This is a genomic window from Hymenobacter aerilatus, from assembly GCF_022921095.1.
GTDB classification, from domain to species: Bacteria; Bacteroidota; Bacteroidia; order Cytophagales; family Hymenobacteraceae; genus Hymenobacter; species Hymenobacter aerilatus.
On sequence record NZ_CP095053.1, the window covers coordinates 956,350 to 974,155 of the forward strand.

General features: G+C 57.8%; 12 protein-coding genes. 5 read left to right on the forward strand and 7 right to left on the reverse strand.

What is annotated here, in order from left to right; all coding sequences use genetic code 11:
• Window positions 1-26: 26 nt before the first annotated feature.
• Window positions 27-1,445 carry a CCA tRNA nucleotidyltransferase gene (locus MUN82_RS04115; RefSeq protein WP_245095228.1) on the forward strand — a complete coding sequence of 473 codons (1,419 nt, stop codon included), beginning with the start codon at window positions 27-29 and terminating at the stop codon, window positions 1,443-1,445.
• A 321-nt stretch (window positions 1,446-1,766) separates the two neighbouring features.
• On the opposite strand, the gene MUN82_RS04120 is transcribed toward MUN82_RS04115, so the two are convergent.
• Both MUN82_RS04120 and MUN82_RS04125 read right to left on the reverse strand, forming a co-directional pair.
• Entirely contained in the window at window positions 1,767-4,469 is a 2,703-nt protein-coding gene (locus tag MUN82_RS04120; protein WP_245095229.1) for a GIN domain-containing protein, read from the reverse strand.
• Between the two features lie 51 nt (window positions 4,470-4,520).
• Window positions 4,521-4,868: a PadR family transcriptional regulator gene (locus tag MUN82_RS04125; protein WP_245095230.1), complete on the reverse strand. Its 348-nt coding sequence runs from the start codon at window positions 4,866-4,868 to the stop codon at window positions 4,521-4,523.
• A 303-nt stretch (window positions 4,869-5,171) separates the two neighbouring features.
• Between MUN82_RS04125 and MUN82_RS04130 the strand changes: the two genes are divergently transcribed.
• Together MUN82_RS04130 and porU2 are read left to right on the forward strand one after the other, a co-directional pair.
• A complete protein-coding gene (locus tag MUN82_RS04130; RefSeq protein ID WP_245095231.1) occupies window positions 5,172-6,275 on the forward strand; it encodes a putative type IX sorting system protein PorV2 in 1,104 nt (367 codons plus the stop codon).
• Window positions 6,276-6,327: 52 nt separating this feature from the next.
• Window positions 6,328-10,863: a putative type IX secretion system sortase PorU2 gene (gene porU2, locus MUN82_RS04135; protein ID WP_245095232.1), complete on the forward strand. Its 4,536-nt coding sequence runs from the start codon at window positions 6,328-6,330 to the stop codon at window positions 10,861-10,863.
• A gap of 112 nt (window positions 10,864-10,975) precedes the next feature.
• Here the strand turns inward: porU2 and MUN82_RS04140 are convergent, their stop codons facing one another.
• The 3 genes from MUN82_RS04140 to MUN82_RS04150 form a co-directional block, all read right to left on the reverse strand.
• Window positions 10,976-11,461: a dihydrofolate reductase gene (locus MUN82_RS04140; RefSeq protein ID WP_245095233.1), complete on the reverse strand. Its 486-nt coding sequence runs from the start codon at window positions 11,459-11,461 to the stop codon at window positions 10,976-10,978.
• Window positions 11,462-11,585: 124 nt separating this feature from the next.
• On the reverse strand, window positions 11,586-12,548 hold the full coding sequence (fmt, locus tag MUN82_RS04145; protein WP_245095234.1) for a methionyl-tRNA formyltransferase: 963 nt from the start codon (window positions 12,546-12,548) through the stop codon (window positions 11,586-11,588).
• 125 nt (window positions 12,549-12,673) lie between these two features.
• Window positions 12,674-13,900: an exo-beta-N-acetylmuramidase NamZ family protein gene (locus MUN82_RS04150; RefSeq protein WP_245095235.1), complete on the reverse strand. Its 1,227-nt coding sequence runs from the start codon at window positions 13,898-13,900 to the stop codon at window positions 12,674-12,676.
• A gap of 50 nt (window positions 13,901-13,950) precedes the next feature.
• Between MUN82_RS04150 and MUN82_RS04155 the strand changes: the two genes are divergently transcribed.
• Window positions 13,951-15,168, forward strand: coding sequence for an ABC transporter permease (locus MUN82_RS04155; RefSeq protein WP_245095236.1), 1,218 nt, complete (start codon window positions 13,951-13,953; stop codon window positions 15,166-15,168).
• Window positions 15,169-15,260: 92 nt separating this feature from the next.
• Here MUN82_RS04155 and MUN82_RS04160 read toward each other — a convergent pair whose 3' ends face one another.
• Both MUN82_RS04160 and MUN82_RS04165 read right to left on the reverse strand, forming a co-directional pair.
• Complete coding sequence (locus tag MUN82_RS04160; RefSeq protein ID WP_245095237.1) at window positions 15,261-15,662, reverse strand: GxxExxY protein; 402 nt, start codon at window positions 15,660-15,662, stop codon at window positions 15,261-15,263.
• A gap of 94 nt (window positions 15,663-15,756) precedes the next feature.
• Entirely contained in the window at window positions 15,757-16,452 is a 696-nt protein-coding gene (locus MUN82_RS04165) for a peptidoglycan DD-metalloendopeptidase family protein (protein ID WP_245095238.1), read from the reverse strand.
• A gap of 231 nt (window positions 16,453-16,683) precedes the next feature.
• Between MUN82_RS04165 and MUN82_RS04170 the strand changes: the two genes are divergently transcribed.
• Window positions 16,684-17,793, forward strand: coding sequence for a ferredoxin--NADP reductase (locus tag MUN82_RS04170; protein ID WP_245095239.1), 1,110 nt, complete (start codon window positions 16,684-16,686; stop codon window positions 17,791-17,793).
• Window positions 17,794-17,806: the final 13 nt, after the last annotated feature.

Sequence of the window (17,806 nt, forward strand, 5' to 3'; positions counted from 1 at the left end):
TTTAGGGGCGTTGCTACCTTTGCGGCATGAACAATCCGCAGCTGCCCGACCTTCCCCTGTTTCGTACCATTGCTGAAGCCGCCGGCGAGCTGGGCTACCCCGCCTACGTGATTGGGGGCTACGTGCGCGACTTGGTGCTCAGCCGGCCGAGCAAGGATGTGGATGTGGTGTGCGTGGGCGACGGCATCCGGCTAGCGCAGGCCGTGGGCAAGAAGCTGCCAGGCCGGCCGCGCGTAACGGTGTTCAAAAACTTCGGCACGGCCATGCTGCCTACCCCCGAGATTGAGGTGGAGTTTGTGGGTGCCCGCAAGGAAAGTTACCGCGCCGAGAGCCGCAAGCCAGAGGTAGAAGCCGGCACGCTGGAAGAAGACCTAGCCCGCCGCGACTTCACGATCAATGCTTTGGGCATCAGCCTGAATCCGGCGGATTTTGGTGCGCTGGTAGACCGCTACGATGGCATAGGCGACATCCGGCGCAAGACCATCCGCACACCCCTCGACCCCGACGTTACATTCTCCGACGACCCGTTGCGCATGCTGCGCGCTATTCGGTTTGCTACTCAGCTTGATTTCGATATTGAGCCGGATACCTACGATGCCATTGCCCGCAACAAGGACCGCATCAAGATCGTGTCGCAGGAGCGCATCACCACAGAGCTGAATAAAATTATCCTGGCTGACACGCCCAGCTATGGATTTAAGCTGTTGTTTCAGTGCGGGTTATTGCAGCTGATTTTCCCGAAGATGGCCCAATTGCAAGGGGTAGAGCGGGTAGGGCAGCACGCGCACAAAGACAACTTCTACCATACCCTGCAAGTGCTCGACAACGTGGTGGCCACCGGCGCCGACCTGTGGTTACGCTGGGCGGCCATTCTGCACGATATTGCCAAGCCCGCCACCAAGCGCTTCGACAAACGCGTAGGCTGGACCTTCCACGGCCACGAGGACAAGGGTGCCCGCTGGGTACCGCAGATTTTTGCCGATCTGAAATTGCCCTTAGGCGAAGAGATGCGGATGGTGCAAAAGCTGGTGCGCCTGCACTTGCGGCCTATTGCGCTGGTTAAAGAAATCGTGACCGATTCGGCCGTACGGCGCCTGCTCTTCGAGGCCGGCGACGACATCGACCACCTCATGCAGCTGTGCCGCGCCGACATTACCAGCAAGGACCACCAGCGCGTGGCGCGCTACCTGCGCAACTTCGATGTGGTGGAAGAAAAACTACGCGAAGTGGAAGAAAAAGACCACTTGCGCAACTTCAAACCCGTCATTACCGGCGAAATCATCATGGAAACCTTCGGCCTGAAGCCCAGCCGCGAGGTAGGAGAGCTGAAGGAAGCCGTGCTGGAAGCCATCCTCGATGGCCGCGTGCGCAACGAGTATGACGAGGCCTTCCCGCTACTGCTGGAGCTGGGCGAGAAGAAAGGGCTGGAAGTGGTGAAGTTGTGAGGTTGAGTAGTTAAAACGCGTGTCATCCTGAGCGCAGTGAAGTGCCTTCTGCCGGTGGAACGAGTCTTTGTTACGCCTGTCGTTCTAGCGTGAGAAGGTCCTTCGCTGCGCTCAGGATGACACGCGCTTTTTTATTCACACATTTCTCAACCTCACAACTTCACTCTTATAAAAAGGAGAAAGCCCTTTGCCCTTCCGTTGCAGCGGGGTAGGGAAAGGGCTTTCTTGGGTCACGGGCTCACTCACCACAAACCAGCGACCCACCGGCGGATTCTAATAGGGTAGATGGCGGTAGTTGCCAAAGCGTTGCCTGTGCGATAGTTATTCGCGGATGGCTACCAGGGAAGAGCCGCGGCTTACATCTTTCGAGATACGGCTGGGGTTGCCAGCATACTTTACCTCACTGGCGCCGCTGAGGTCCACTTTCAGGCTTTCCTGCACACGGGCTTTGGCGTTGCTGGCTCCCGATAAGTCGAAGTTGGCAGTACGGGCAGTTAGGCCCAGAGCATCCACCTGGCAGGCCCCGGAGCCATCTACTACTAGGTCGTTGGCTTGGCCGCGCAGGGTAGTTTGACAAGCCCCACTTAGATCCAGCGACAGGCGCGTTGCATTCACGGCGAGGGTAGCGGCGCAGGCACCGTTCTGCTCCACATTTAGATTGCGGGCCTCGTTGAAGCCAGCTACATCAGCTTGGCAAGCACCATTCAGCTCTAGCTTATCTATGGCAGGCATGGTTACGCGCACTAGCACGGGGTTGCGGTTGCCTTTCCAATTCGACCAAAAGCCCCGCTCGTGGTGCCGAATCAGCAACTCATTGCCGTTGGTAGAAATCTGCAAATCGCGCAGGTCACGGTCCTCGCCGGCAGCTTCTACTTTAAACTCGCTGCCCTGGCGCACCAGCACCCGGTAGGCGCCGTTGGCTTGAATGGTGCGAAAGTCGTTGAAGGAGTAGGTGCGGCGGCCGTCACCGTAGGAGTTGAAGTCAGTCGGAAACTCTGCCTTGGGAATGTCAATGTTCACTTTTACATTCCCGTTCTCATCGGTATCCGTATTGATGTGCACACCGTCTTCAGACTCGTTAATGCGCACATCCACACCGTCGTTCTCACCTTCTTCATCGGTGGTCTGCTCATCGTCGCTAGCAAAGTCCGAGGAGGTGCACTCGATGCAGTGCAGCTGGCTGCCGATGATTTCGTAGGTACGTGTTTCGGGGCTTTCGGGCTTCTCGTTGTTACTGAAGTTCTCAGAGTCGAGGCGGTCAGCAAACTCCTTGCTCAGACGGTAGCGCTTGTTTTGGGGTAGGCGCAGGGTCACGTCCAGGTCCTGGTCGCGGAAACGGGCGTCGGGTTGGAAGGTGAAATAATCATCCAGTATCAGCGTAGCGTTGTCGGTAGCGCGGGCAGTGTAGCGGATGGAGGTAGAGGCCGTACGAATAGCTTCCTGCTCCGTAACCCCGCGTGCCGAGAGGTATTTCACCACTTCCAGTACTTGGCCGCTGTCGGCTTCTGTCAGGTTCAGATCCACCCATTTGTGGCCGTCGTTGTGCGTGGTACGGTTGTCGAGCAGAACGGTAGCGGCCGTGAGGGTAGGGAAACGTTCGGTCTGCGTCACCTCGCCTTCCATCTGAAAGTCGCGGCTGATACGCACGCCGGCTGCGCTAGCCCCTACTACGCTCAGCAGCCACAAGCCCAGCAGCGAGAGACCTGCAATCCGGCTTAGAATAGGCCGGCGCAAAATCAACCCAAGGCCCAATAGAAACATAGCCAGTACCGGAATGGCCCCGGCGGCGTAGAAGGCTAACAGCGCCCACGAAGGCACACTGTTGGTGAACAGGTAGGGAGGGAATGGGCCGGTGTGGATGAAGCCCTGCGACTCGGGCAGCACGCCCAGGCCCACGCCCAGCGCAATGGTGAAGGCCAGTAGCAACCCAAAGCCCGTTGCAACCAGCAGCACGCCAGCGGCCACCCGAATCAGCGTACCTACAAAGCCCACGGCGGGGCGCAGATTGCGGCCAGCACCCTCAATAAAAGTCCCGATTGGGCGGTTGCCGGGCGTCACAGCGCCTTCTTCCGATGCGCGCAGGTTACTATCTAAGGCCGAAAGTGTTACAGCATCGCCCCGCATCCGAAGACGGTCGGAGGCCGTTTTGGCCTCCGGTACCAGAATCCATAGAATGATGTAGACCAGGAAGGCAAAGCCCCCCGCGAACAGGCCCGCCAGGAAGAGCACCCGAATCAGCACCACATCGGTGCGGAAGTAGGCCGCTAAGCCAGCCGATACGCCGCCGATTTTGCCGCTGTCCACGTCGCGATAAAGCTTGCGGAAATTGGGGTCCTCGTCGCTCAGTACGTTGTCGTAGCGCTTGGGTAGGGCAATCCAGAGCACCACGTAGGCAATCACAGAGAAGGCCGATAGTTTTCCGCCCAGCTCTTCTAACCAGCTGATATCGTCAAGAGCAGGACCAGCGAGCAGCAGCCCCACAAATGCCAGCCGGAACCACAGCGGATTGACGGCGAAGTAGCGACCCAGACCAGCGGCTACGCCGGCTACCTTGCGGTTGGCCATGTCGCGGGTGAGGCGGCGAGGCTCGTCGGAGGCGGCGGTAGCGGTATCGGGGTCGGTCGTGTTCTTCGTGCTGCTAGTATAGGCCCGGCCGCTGGTGCTGCCTGTGCCACTGCTAGTGGTGCCCGTGTAGAAGCCCTCGGCAGTGCCGCTGGCCACGGCCGAAGCCAGTGTTTCTTCGTCTTCTTCGGCCTCATCGGCGGCCTGAAAATCACGTACACGGCCCATCTTCGCTACCATCTGCTCCACGTCTTCCAGCGAAATAATCTGCTTGCTAGGCGACAGCCGCGACACAAACAGCTCGGCAATGCGGCTCTCAATATCGGCTACGATTTCCTCGTGCCCGCGGTAGCCAGAAAAGTGGGCTTTCACCTCGGCCAAGTAGCGGCCAAGGACTTCGTATCCATCTTCCTCGATGTGGAAGATGATGCCCTGAAGGTTGATGCTGATGTTCTTTTTCATCTCAGTGCTGCAACTAGTTCAAGTGAAAGGGAGTGGGGAGAGGGTAGCGGGCTAGGCCGCATCAGAGGTAGGGGAGTGGGAGCGAATAATGCGAATGGACTCCTCTACTTCCTCCCAGGTCAGGCGCAACTGGTGCAGAAACTCCTGGCCTTCTGGCGTGAGCGTGTAGTACTTGCGGGGCGGTCCGCTGGTCGATTCCTTCCAGGTATAATCCAGAAGGGCGGCATTCTTGAGGCGGGTGAGCAGCGGGTAGAGGGTGCCCTCCACCACAATCATGCGGGCTTGCGTGAGCTCCTCCAGCATGTCGGAGGCATACACCTCGCCGCGGGCAATGATTTCCAGGATGCAGAATTCCAGAATGCCCTTCCGCATCTGCACTTGGGTGTTCTCTACTTTCATGGGCTGAGGACAGATATCGGTGAAGAATGAGACAAAGGTAACAGAAGGTACTATGTAAAACAAGGTACTGTGTAAATTTATTTTTGGTTGTCATTTCAGCAGATTTTTTTGGCTGGAAATGAGATGCTACAGGAGGGGATTAGTTACTGAACAATCTGATTATCAGATGACATGCAGTTGAAAATTGCATCGGCCCGATTTGTGCTAAGCGCCAGTTGACCGCTTTTGCCGAAACCGCAGGGAATGAAGTAACTTGCGTGTCGGCCGTAAATGCGGCAGGTCGTTTTACCCTGTAAGGATACTATGATGCACTTCTCCCGCTATGCTGTTCTTAGCGCATTATTATTCGGGTTGTCGCTGGGGCAACAGGCTAAGGCTCAGAGCACCACGCCCAAATACAGCAACGAGTTTCTGAACATTGGCGTGGGTGGCCGGGCCCTTGGGATGGGCAACGTACAGGTGAGCTTGGCTTCCGATGCCACCGCTGGCTATTGGAATCCGGCGGGCCTCACGCGGCAAAAAAGCAAGTACGACGCCGTACTGATGCACTCTGAGCTGTTTTCGGGCATCGTCAAAAACGACTACGCTGCTTTCTCCATGCCGCTCGACGAGCAGAGCGTTATCGGCGCCAGCCTTGTGCGCCTGGGGGTAGATGATATTGCCGACACGCGCAACCTAGTGAACGAGTACGGCCAGATCGACTACGGCCGCATCACCTACTTCTCCATTGCCGATTATGCCATGCTGCTGTCCTATGCCCGCAAAATTGGGAGCGTGGAGGGTTTGTCGGTAGGGGCCAATGCTAAGATCATCTACCGCAACGTGGGCGACTACGCCAATGCCTGGGGCTTTGGCATCGACGCGGGCGTGCAGTACAACCACGCCGGCTGGCAGCTGGGCCTGATGGCTCGCGACATCACGACAACCTATAATGCTTGGTCTATCAACGCCGACAAGTTCCGGCAGACGCTGGTGCCCGGCGAGGCCATGCCCAAGGGCGGCCCCGAGGTAACGCTACCCCGCTTCATTCTGGGCGCTGCCCGCCTGATTAAGCTGCCGGGTGAGTTCACAGCCCTACCCGCCGTAGACCTGGAAATGACTACCGACGGCCAGCGCAACACCCTGATTTCGTCCAGCGCCGTGAGTATTGACCCCCGTGCCGGCATCGAGATAGGGTACAACAACCTGGTGTACCTGCGCGGCGGGGTAGGCAATTTTCAGAAGATCAAGTCTTTCAGAAGCACCACGCAGGAAGACTGGCACGCCCAGCCCAGCCTGGGGGTAGGGGTGGCCCTCAGCGGCCTGCGCCTCGACCTGGCCCTCTCGCGCCTGGCCGTCGAAAACACAGGCGGCAGTGCTTCTCAAACCAACTCGGTTATTGTGTCGCTGGGCTACGGCTTCAAATAAACGCGACTTCTACTTTCTTGACTTTTAGCTACTACTAGAGTATCTGATTTCTATGAACTACACCTACAATTGGGCAGTACGCGGGCTGTGGCAGCGCCTGTTGGCGGTAGTGATGCTTATGCTGGGCGGGTATCCAGTGCTGGCCCAGTCCGGACCGTACGGCAACGAGTGGATTGTACCCGGCCAGCAGTACTACAAGGTACAAACCGTGCGCGACGGTCTCTACCGCCTCGACAACGCCTACCTCACGCAGGCCGGCATCAACGGCGTAAATCCAAGTCAATTCCAACTGTGGCGGCGTGGTCAGCAAGTGGCTATTTATGTGGGTGGCAATGCCACTACGCAAGATGCCAGCACTTATATCGAGTTCTTCGGGCAGGGCAACGATGCCAAGCTGGACCGCGGTATGTACAAAAGAGCCCAGGACCAGGCGCAGCCCTACCATAGTCTCTATACGGATACTGCCGCGTATTTCCTGACGTGGTCCAGCGCTTCTCAGACCAAGCGTATGGCCCAGCCGGTGGCAACCGCACCAGGTACGGCGGCGCCTTACTGGCTACGCCCGGAGTTGCAGGTGCACGGGTATCTCTACGCCGATGTAGACGAAACAGCCTACCTGTTCCAGCCATGGGCCGAACCTGGGGAAGGCTTCTTTTCCGGAGCGATGAATACCAATGGTTTCACATTCCCGATTGGTACGGAGCAGCGTCAGAACATGGCTGCCGGGGCACGCTTAGAAACACGCTTGGTTGGTTCATCCAAGGCAAATCATATTGTTGAGGTAGCCATTGAGCAGCCCTCTGGTACCCGACGTCTACTAGGTGCCGAACGATTTGACAACTATGCCAGTCGGAAGGTATCCTATGCGTTGCAGCCTGCCGATGTGCGGCCGGATGGTACTATTCGCGTGCAAATCAAGCCCAGCAATACAGCTGAGGGCCAACGCGACATTGCACGTATCTCTTATTTTAAAGTTACCTACCCTCAAACCGCACGCTGGATAGCCACTCGGGAAAGCCGCCATTTTCAGAGTGACTCCACCCTGAACGCGCCGGCTTACTATGTGCTCGACAGCATTCCAGCCAGCGTATATGGCTACGATGTAACCGACCCCTACGCCGTACAACGTATTACAGGAACTGCCGCCACTGGTGCAAAGCGCGGTTTTTATTTCCCATCGGCTAGTGCCTCCAGTTCCCGGCGCCTGCTGCTGGCTGACACCGAAAAGCCTTTGGTGCCGGTGCTGCCGGCTCGGCGCGTCAATTTTCTGGCCCTACAGCCAACGATGGCAAACTACATCATTGTCACGAGCCCCGTGCAGATGCGGCCGGCCGGAGGCGTTGCCAATCCTGCTCAAGCCTATGCCGACTACCGGGCCTCGGCCGCGGGTGGCAAATTTGATGTGTTGATGGTGACTAGCCAGCAGCTTTACGACCAGTTTCACTACGGCGAAAAGTCGGCGCTAGCATTGCGGCAGTTTGCCTTGTGGATGCTCACGGACAAGAGTCGTGAGAAATTCCTGTTGCTGTTGGGTAAGGGCTACCACGTGGGCGAAGGGTTCAACGGCACCTACCCACGCAATATGCCAGGAGTGGAGCAGGTACCTACCAGCACGCGCAGTGCCTCGGATATATTTTTTACTGCTGACTGGCCCAATAATAATTACACTGCCGGCATGGCCACCGGCCGTATCTCGGCTTCCACGCCGCAGCAGGTAGTCAATTATCTGAACAAGTTAAAGGAACACGAAGCCCTGGGGCTGGAGCCCTGGCGAAAGCGGGCTATAAACCTAGCCGGTGGTGCCAACCTGACGGATTATGCAGAGTTCAACGGCTATATTGATAAGTACAAGCAGCTGATTGAAGCCCCTTGCTTCGGGGGAGAAGTGGTAAAAACCTACCGCCGTTCAGCGTTGGGCTCAGTTGGCTCATTTCCGGTAGGAATTAATATCTCAGAGGAGTTGAACAAGGGCTTATCCATGATTACGTATTTCGGTCACGGCTCCACTACTACCCTTGATTTAGATATAGGCAGCGTTAATGACGCTACCAAAAACTACAACAATAAAGGCAAGTACCCGGTAATGTTCGTGAACGGCTGCGCTGCGGGCAACACCTTTACTCCCTACGCTACGCTGTGCGAAGATTGGGTATTCACTCCCGACAAGGGCTTTGTAGGCTTCATGTGCGAATCGGGCTTTGGCTTCTCCAACGACCTGAACGAAAGCCAGACGCTGATGTACAAGCTGTTGCTGAACGACCCGGCCTGGTATGGCAAACCCGTGGCGCGAGTATGGAACGAGGTAGCCCGCCGCCTGCAACCCATTGCGCAGTATAGCCCTTCCACGGCTTCCAACTTGATGTGCACCATCTGGCAGGGCGACCCGGCCCTGCGCCTGTTCTCGCCCGCCAAGCCCGATCTGGTCGTTACCAACGACAGCCTCCACATTCCGGCAGCGGCCAACGGGCAGCCCGTGCTGGCTTCGGCGGAGTCGTTTAAGCTGGTTATCAACGCGGGCAACCTGGGGAGCCTGTGCGGGGCCGAAAAGGTGGATGTATGCGTAACCCGCAAATATCCCGCTACCTCCGGCCGCCGAGACGACGCGTACAGCTTCTCCTTTACCGCTACCCAGCGCGACAATACCTACACGGTGGACATTCCGAATACGGGCGACGTATTCGGCGAGAATACTTTTATCGTGAAGCTTGATTGCAACAACCTGATTGACGAGCTGGACGAAACCAACAACGAAGCACAGCTGAAATACAACTTCCTGCGGGGCGGCGTCACGGCCCTCACGCCCACGGAGTTTGCCATTGTACCCTCGGGTACAGTGCGGCTGGTAGGGCAGAGCAACCTTATCAGCACCGAGCCGCGCTTGTTTGATATGGAGCTGGATACAGTGCCTACCTTCAACAGCCCTCTGGTACAGCGCAACAACACCGTTTCGGGGCGGCAGCTGGCCAGCTGGTCGGCTACGGTGCCTACCGTTGCCGGGCGCGACAGTGTGGTGTGGTACTGGCGCCTGCGTCTGCAAACCCCGCAGGCTGAGGAAAGCAACGCTTGGGCTACCAGCTCGTTCCGGGTGATTCCGGGTAGTGCGGGTGGCTGGTCGCAGAGCCATTACGGACAGTTGCAGCGCAACACCCAGCAGCGCGTAGTCGTGGCGGCACCCAATGGCCGCTGGAGCTTCACGGAGGCCGATGGCGGCAGCGGGGTAGTCACCTCCACGCTTATTGGCCCGGCGCAGCAGTGGACTACCTTGTTCCATACTGTGCGTACGCAGGAAAACGACAGCTACACGCTACGCCTGCTGGGCGTAGATGCTACGGGTGCCACTACTGTGCTGAACCCCAATGTCACCAGTCGCACCTATTCGCTAGCCGACGTATCCGCTACGCGCTACCCTTATCTGCAACTGCAAGTAGTGCTGCGTGATACCCTTAGCCGCACAGCGCCGCAACTCAGACAACTTTTGGTGACGTACCAAGGCGTGCCTGAAGGCGTTGTGCGCCCGGATCTGGCTACGACCGATGCCTACGCGGCTGCCACACTCACTAGGCAGGCAGCTAGCGGTACACTCAGCTTTCCGGTATACTTCCAGAATATTTCTACTACAGATTTTGGTACGCCGCTGAAGGCGGAAGTAACTCTACGCGACGCGGCCAACCGCACCAGTACTACCCTGGTTGAATATAAAGGCGGTGTACTGAAAGCCGGTGAAACCGCCAAAATCGACGTGACAGCCAACGTGGTGAATCTGGCTACCGGCGTTGTAACGGGCTCCGTGAACGTAAACCCGCGCCTGCTGCCCGAGCAGTACTACTTCAACAACCAGCTAGTGCTGCCAAACTTCAACGTGAATAACAGCAGCACACCGCCTACCCTAGATGTAGCCTTCGACGGGCAGCACATCCTGAACGGCGATATTGTGTCGCCCTCGCCGCTGGTGACGGTGCAGTTGCAAAACAACAACCTGCTGCGGCCGGTGAAAGAAGCCAGCAACTTCAGCCTGTTTCTGGTAAAGCCGGGCGAAAGCAACGCCACGGAAGTAAACATGAACTCGTCGGCGGTGGCCTTTATGGCCGATTCGGCTAAGGGGATGGCGCGCATTGAGTACCGCCCCATCACGGCACTGGCTGATGGTAAATACACGCTCATCGCGCAGGGCCGCGACGCCTCCGGTAGTACAGCGGGTAGTCAGGAATACCGCGTGACGTTCGAGGTCATCAACGAGTCGACCATCACCAACGTGTATCCCTACCCCAACCCCATGACCAGCAAGGCGAAGTTTGTCTTCACGCTGACCGGGGCGCAGGTGCCACGCAACATGAAGATTCAGATTCTCAGCCTCACGGGCCGTGTGGTGCGCGAAATCATGATGGCTGAGCTTGGCCCGCTGCGCATCGGCAACAATATCTCCGACTATGCCTGGGATGGTACCGACGAGTTTGGTGACCGACTCGCCAACGGCACCTATCTCTACCGCGTGGTGCTCGACGACCCCAACAAAGACTTCCAGCACCGCACCACCGCCGGCGACAAAGCCTTCAAGAAAGACTGGGGTAAAATCGTGCTGCTGCGGTAGCAAATGACTGAGTAGTGAAATGGTGAGTTAAAAAAACGCCTGTCATCCTGAGCAAGCTCAGGATGACAGGCGTTTTTTTAACTCACCATTTCACTACTCACCATCTCACTACTTACCTCCTTCGCAGCGTCACGAAGCTATAAGCGAAGGCGTGTTTGAGGTCGGGCTCGTGTCGTTCACGAGTTTCTTCTTGCCATTCGGTGCGGTTGAGGTCAGGGAAGAGAGCGTCGCCTTCCACGGTTTGGTGCACCTCCGTGAGAAAAATAGTGTCGGCGGCAGGTAGGGCCTGGCGGTAGATTTCGGCACCGCCAATGATGAAAATATCTTCGTCGAAGGTCTGGGCTAATTCCACCGCGGCGGGTACGGAATAGGCTACTTCACAGCCTGCAGGCTGCCAGTCCGTTTGCCGTGTCACCACAATGTTTTGCCGGTTGGGCAGCGGCTTGCCAATCGAATCAAACGTGCGCCTACCCATCACAATAGGGTGACCCGAGGTAAGTTGTTTGAAATGCTTAAGGTCATTGGGTAGGTGCCAGGGCAGGGTGTTTTCTTGGCCAATAACGCCGTTTTCGGCCACGGCTACGATGAGGGCTATCATGAGGTGAAGTGGTGAAATGGTGAGTAAAATACGCGTGTCATCCTGAGCTCGCGAAGGACCTTCTGCCAGTTAAACGAGTCGTTATTATGTCTATCGCTCTAGCCTGATAAGGTCCTTCGCGAGCTCAGGATGACAGGTTTTTCTCGTTCAGCATTTCACTGTTGAATCCGCGTAGAAAGTCCTGCACGGGCATGCGCTTTTTGCCTTCCAATTGCACATCGAGCAGGTCGAGCATGCCGGAGGTAGTGGCAATGCGCAGGTAGGTACGGCCGTCGGTGGCCCAGGAGCCGGGCACGGCGGGCTGGGGCGTAATGGCCTCCTCGGGCGTGACCACGCCGGCGCGGAAAATCTTGAGCGTGCGCCCGTCGGGGAGTTGGGTGAAAGCCGTGGGAAAGGGCGATAAGCCCCGGACACGGTTCACCAAGGCCAGTGCGGGCTGCTGAAAGTCTAGTCGGCCTGTCTCCTTACTGATTTTGGGCGCCGTGCGTAGGGTAGGGCTATTGTGCTGAGGTGTGGTAGGCACGTGGCCAGCCGCCACGGCTTGTACCGTGCGTAGCGCCAGCGCGGCCCCAGCCACTTTCAGCTTTTCGTAGAGCGAGCCAAAATCGTCCTCAGGCTTGATGTCGACCACATCCTGCAAAATCAGGTCACCGGTGTCAATTTCGTGTTGCAGGAAGAAGGACGTGACGCCGGTTTGTGTTTCGCCTTCGATGAGGGCCCAGTTGATGGGCGCCGCGCCCCGGTACTGGGGTAGGAGGGATGCATGGATGTTCAAAGAACCCAAGCGGGGCATGGCCCACACGGCCTCGGGCAGCATCCGAAACGCCACCACCACCTGCAAATCGGCGGCGTAGCTGCGCAGCTCCTCCTGAAACGCCGGCGACTTCAGGTTGGTGGGTTGCAGCACCGGCACACCGTGCGCCACCGCCGCCTGCTTCACCGCCGACTCCTGCAGCTGTCGGCCGCGCCCAGCGGGTTTGTCGGGTGCCGTTACCACGGCCACTACTGCGCAGCCAGACCAAGTAAGCAGGGTTTCTAAGGTAGGCACCGCAAAATCGGGCGTGCCCATGAAAATAATTCGAAGCATTATATGAATGGTTGGATGGTTGAACGGTTAAATGGCTGAATGGCTGAATAGTTAAATGGTTAATTGTTCGGTGTCTCCTCAACAATCACTCATTTAATCTTCTAACCATTTAACCATCTAGCCATTCAACCATTAAAATCAGGATACAGCAGATACTTCTTGCGCAGCTGTTTGTACTGGCTTAGGCCCGGCTCCCACGTCTTGCGAATTTCCGCCTCCGTTTTGCCCGCAATAATCTGCTGCCTCAGCTCTTTGGTGCCAGCCAGTCGCTCAAAACCTTTGTTGAAGAACTGGTCTTTGGCGGTGCTTTTCTGGTAGAAGTCGAGCAGATAGCGAAGCGTGAAGCCCTCTACCTTCGCGTCGCGCAAGTTCACGCCGCGGCAGGGCTGGCCTTTCTGGGGTGGGTCGGTGGAGCCGGGGTTGGGGGTAGGGACAAACGTAAAGGGCCGCGAGGCTGGCTGCTTCGGGCTTCCTAGAATCTCGAACGGCGTGTTGGTGCCGCGACCCACGCTCACGTCGGTGCCCTCGAACAGGCACAGCGAGGGGTAGAGCGCCACGCTCTGCGCAGTGGGCAAGTTAGGGGAGGGGCGCACCGGTAGCTCATAGCGCGTAGCGTGGGTGTAGCCCGCCACCGGCACCACCGTGAGCTTGCACTGCACACCGCCGGCCAGCCATTTTTCGCCATTCAGCATCTGAGCCAGCTCGCCTACCGTGAGGCCGTGCACAATGGGCAGCGGGTCGAGGCCGACGAAGGACTTGAGCGCCGGGTCTAGCACGGGGCCATCTACGTACCAGCCGTTGGGGTTGGGGCGGTCTAGCACCAGCACTTCCTTGCCCTGCTCAGCGGCAGCTTCCATCACGTAATGCAGCGTGCTGATGAACGTGTAGAAGCGCGTGCCCACATCCTGAATGTCAAATACCAACACATCCAGATCTTTCAGCATCTCGGGGGTAGGCTTTTTGGTGGCGCCGTAGAGGCTGCGCACCGGCAGGCCGCTGCGGGCATCTTTGCCGTCCTTAATAGTCGCGCCATCGGCCGCCTCTCCCCGGAACCCGTGCTCGGGCGCGAAAATCGTTTTCACGCCTACCCCCTGCGCCAGCAGCGTATCCACGAGGTAGGACTGGGCCACGCGCGAGGTTTGGTTGACCACCAGACCCACACGCTTGCCTTTCAGCTGGGGCAGGTAGCGACCAAACTGCGCGGCGCCTACCTGCAACGCGGGGGCTGCGGGAGTTGCGCTAGCAGATGCCGGCCGGGTAGGCGGAGTAGTTGCCGTGGGCGCGGCAGCGCGGCTGCAATCGGTGGCGAGCAAGGCAAGGCTCAGCAAGCTGGGAAGAAAGGATACTGTCATCGGAAGAAAAGGGGCTAGAAAACTGCCCGCAGACGCGTAGCTTTACGGCAGTGAACGTCTCGCAGTACATATCCCACAAGATTGATGGGGCCGACTCAGGTTCTTTTACCTCGTCGGTGACAAAAATAGCCATTATCAGCATTGCCATGGGCTTGGCCGTGATGATTGTGTCGTTTGCCATCCTGGAAGGCTTCCGCAACGAAATTCAGAACAAAATTTTCTCGTTCGGGGCGCATCTGCAAATCACTAAGTACGACACCAACAACTCGCTGGAGGTGGCGCCCATCAACGGGCAGCAGCTCACGCAGGAGCTGCGTACGTTTCCGCAGGTGAAAACCGTGCAGCCGTTTGCCATTAAAACGGCCATTATCAAAACCCGCGATGAGGTGCTGGGCGTGGTGCTCAAGGGCATCGACGAGCCGCAGGCCGGTAGCTCGCCCATGCGCCAGAACCTGGTGGCTGGCAAGTTTCTGACCTTCCCCGACACGGCAGCCAGCAACGACGTGCTACTCTCGCGCAAAGTAGCCGACAAGTTGCGCCTGAAAGTAGGCGACGAGGCACTGTTCTACTTCATCCAGAATCCGCCCCGCATCCGGCGCTTCAAGGTCAGCGGTATCTACCAGACCGGCCTCGACGAGTTCGACGAGGTGTACGTCATCGGCGATATCCGGCAGATACGCGACCTGCGCGCCTGGCCCGATTCGCTGGTGGGCGGCATGGAAGTGGTGCTGCGCGACTTCCAGCAGCTCAATCCGGTAGCCGACAACATGTACGAGCAGCTTCCCTACGACCTGAAGCTCGACAAGATTACGGAGCAGTATCAGCAGCTCTTCGACTGGCTGAAGCTGCTCAACCGCAACGTGGTTATCTTCTTGGTGCTCATTATTGTGGTGGCGACGTTCAACATGATTGCCACCATCTTTATCATGATTTTGGAGCGTACCAACATGATTGGGGTGCTAAAGGCCATTGGCGCCACCGACAACCAGATTCGCAGTATGTTTTTCTTCCGCGGCCTGAGCCTCACGGTGCGCGGCATGCTCTGGGGCAACGTGATTGGGCTGGGCTTCTGCGCGGTGCAGTACTTCTTCCATGTCATCCCCCTCGACCCCGAGAACTACTACATGGACCGCGTGCCGATTCATTGGGACCTGCTCATCATTGTGGTTCTGAACGTGGCTACGTTCCTGGCATCGTTGCTAGCCGTGCTAGTGCCTACCTACCTCATCTCGCGCATTCGGCCGGTGACGGCTATTAAGTTCGACTAACTGTCTGAACCACGGATTCGCTCGGATTTTTCGGATTACGCGGATTTTGTGGCTGCGGTGTACGCGTACTGGGCTCTGTATAATACTCTTTCTCAACCGGAAGGGATGATGCGCGGTTGGTTTTTGAGGAAGCGTTTAAAGCGTAAGCTCGTCTCCCCGAAATTGATTAGTAGGCCTACCTCCAGCTTGTAGGCTTCTAGATAGTTGATGGTCTGAGCAAAATGCACTGCGCCAATTTCGGTTAGTGCCTTCAACTCCACCAACACAGTATCGTCCACCAGAAAATCGACGCGACGGGAGCCTACTTCTGTATCCCGATAGTACAGTGGCATTTCTACCTCACGAGCGAAAACCAGCCCTTCCCGCTCCATTTCCAGTGCTAGATAACGCTGGTAAATCACCTCCTGAAAGCCATTGCCCAATGTGCGATGCACTTGCATCGCACAGCTAATTACAGCTCCTGTCAAAGTATTGTAGCGCGTATCAAGCAACATATATCAAGGTAAATTAGAGAGCCAAATAACTTCTCGACCCTCCATCTACCTCACAAAATCCGTGCAATCCGATAAATTCAAGCGAATCCGTGGTTCAGACAACCTGGCTTTGCAGAATCAAATGCGGATCAGGACACAGCGCTGCCCATTGCTCCCGCTCTGCTGGGGCCGCCACGCCCGGAAAGTCGCCCTGGCGGCCTTGCAGGTCGGCTATTACCTGGAAATGCAGGTGCGGGGGCCAGTCGCCGTTTTCGGGTGGGGGGCCTACCTCGGCAAAGGTGGTGCCTTGGGCGACGGTCATGCCGGGACGCAATAGCGCTGTTTCGCGGCGGGTGAGGTGGCCGTAGAGGGTGTAGAAAATCGTGTCTTCGAGCTGATGTTGCAGAATCACGGTAGGGCCGTAGTCGCCGAAATTGGCATTGTCGGCCAGGCTGTGCACCACGGCATCGAGTGGGGCTAACACGGGCGTGCCGGCGCGCAGCCACACATCCACGCCTAGGTGCAGGGTGCGGGCCGGGGTTCTGTCGTCGGCGAAGAGGGTAGGGCTGCGGTGGTAGACAGCGCGGTTTTCGAGGTAGCCGCCAATGCCAATATCGGCCTGCTGTGCGGCGAGCATGCGCGCCACCAAATCAGAAAAAGCATCCGTATCGCGCAGGTCAACATCAGCCAACAGCGCATTGGCCGCAGTGAAATCCAGGCGAGCCACATCGGGCGCACTAAGGTCAACAGGCAGCACTGGTCCAAACTCGTGTTGGTGGCGCTCTAGCAGTTCGGCAAGGGAAGAAGACATAGCGTTTTTAGGGAATGAGGGCCTGTGGCGTTGGGTACTAGGTAGGGTAGGCGAAAATACTGTACGGCAGGTAATGCCCAATCTGCCAGCAAAACACGTAAATACGGGCATAAGCTACGTCATCCGGTGCGGAATCCCGTACTTTGCGCCCCCCAAACCGGTAGCTCATAGCATTGTTTACCTGCTGAGTTCCCTGGTTCCTAAACCCCTCAGTTCCTAAGTTTACCTAGCATGTCTTACCTCACGCTGAACGTCGTTGACCTCACCCAGGAAGCGCCCGACGCCGTTACGATTCACCTCGAAAGCCCCGACCGCCAGCCCATTGCCAGCCAGCCCGGCCAGTTTCTGACCCTGATTCTGCCCTGCGGCCCCGGCGGCAAAAAAGAGCGGCGGGCCTACTCGCTTAGCAGCACGCCCAGTGAGGCCCCGCGCCTGGCCGTCACGGTGAAGCGCGTGGCCGGTGGCCTGGTCAGCAACTACTTGCTCGATACGGTGCGGGTAGGGCAGCAAGTAGAGGCCATGGCGCCACTCGGTAACTTCACCCTGAAGCCTGATTCCAGCGCGGCCCGCTCGTTGGTGCTCATCGGCGCCGGCAGTGGCATCACCCCGCTCATGAGCATGCTGAAAGCGGTGCTGCGCGAGGAGCCCCGCAGCCAAGTGCTGCTCGTGTACGGTAACCGCACCGAAGACTCGGTGATTTTCCGGCAGCAACTAGCTCAGCTGGAGGCACAGTCGGGTGGGCGCTTGCAGGTAGAGCATGTGTATAGTCAGCCGCACACGCCCGCCAGTGGCAAGCCGCACCAGTACACCGGCCGCCTCAACCGCACCATGCTGCTGCGTATTCTGGAGCAGCGCCACGCCAGCTTGCCGGCGCAGGCTGAGTATTACATGTGCGGACCCGAAGGCATGATGAACGAAGCCCGCGCCGCCCTGGACCTATTGGGCGTGCCGGCCGCGCAGATTCACCGCGAGAGTTTCGTGGCCGCCGCCGACTCGGCTGAAACTGCCGCCGCGCAGCCCAGCGGCCACGGCGACGTATCGACGGCCGATGACGACGATGCCTCGGCTACCCGCCAGGTGACCGTTCAGTACGAAGGCAGCGAGTACCAATTTGACGTGGCGCCCGATCAGACTATTCTGGAGGCGGCTCTCGACCTGGATATCGACCTGCCCTACTCTTGCCAGGCGGGCCTGTGCACCGCCTGCCGTGGTAAGTGCTTGAGTGGTAAAGTGCACCTTGATGAGCGTGAAGGCCTGTCGGACTCTGAAATGGCCAAGGGCTACATACTAGTGTGCGTGGCGCACCCGCTCACCAAGGATGTGGTGATTGAAATAGATTAGCAGTCGAGCTAGC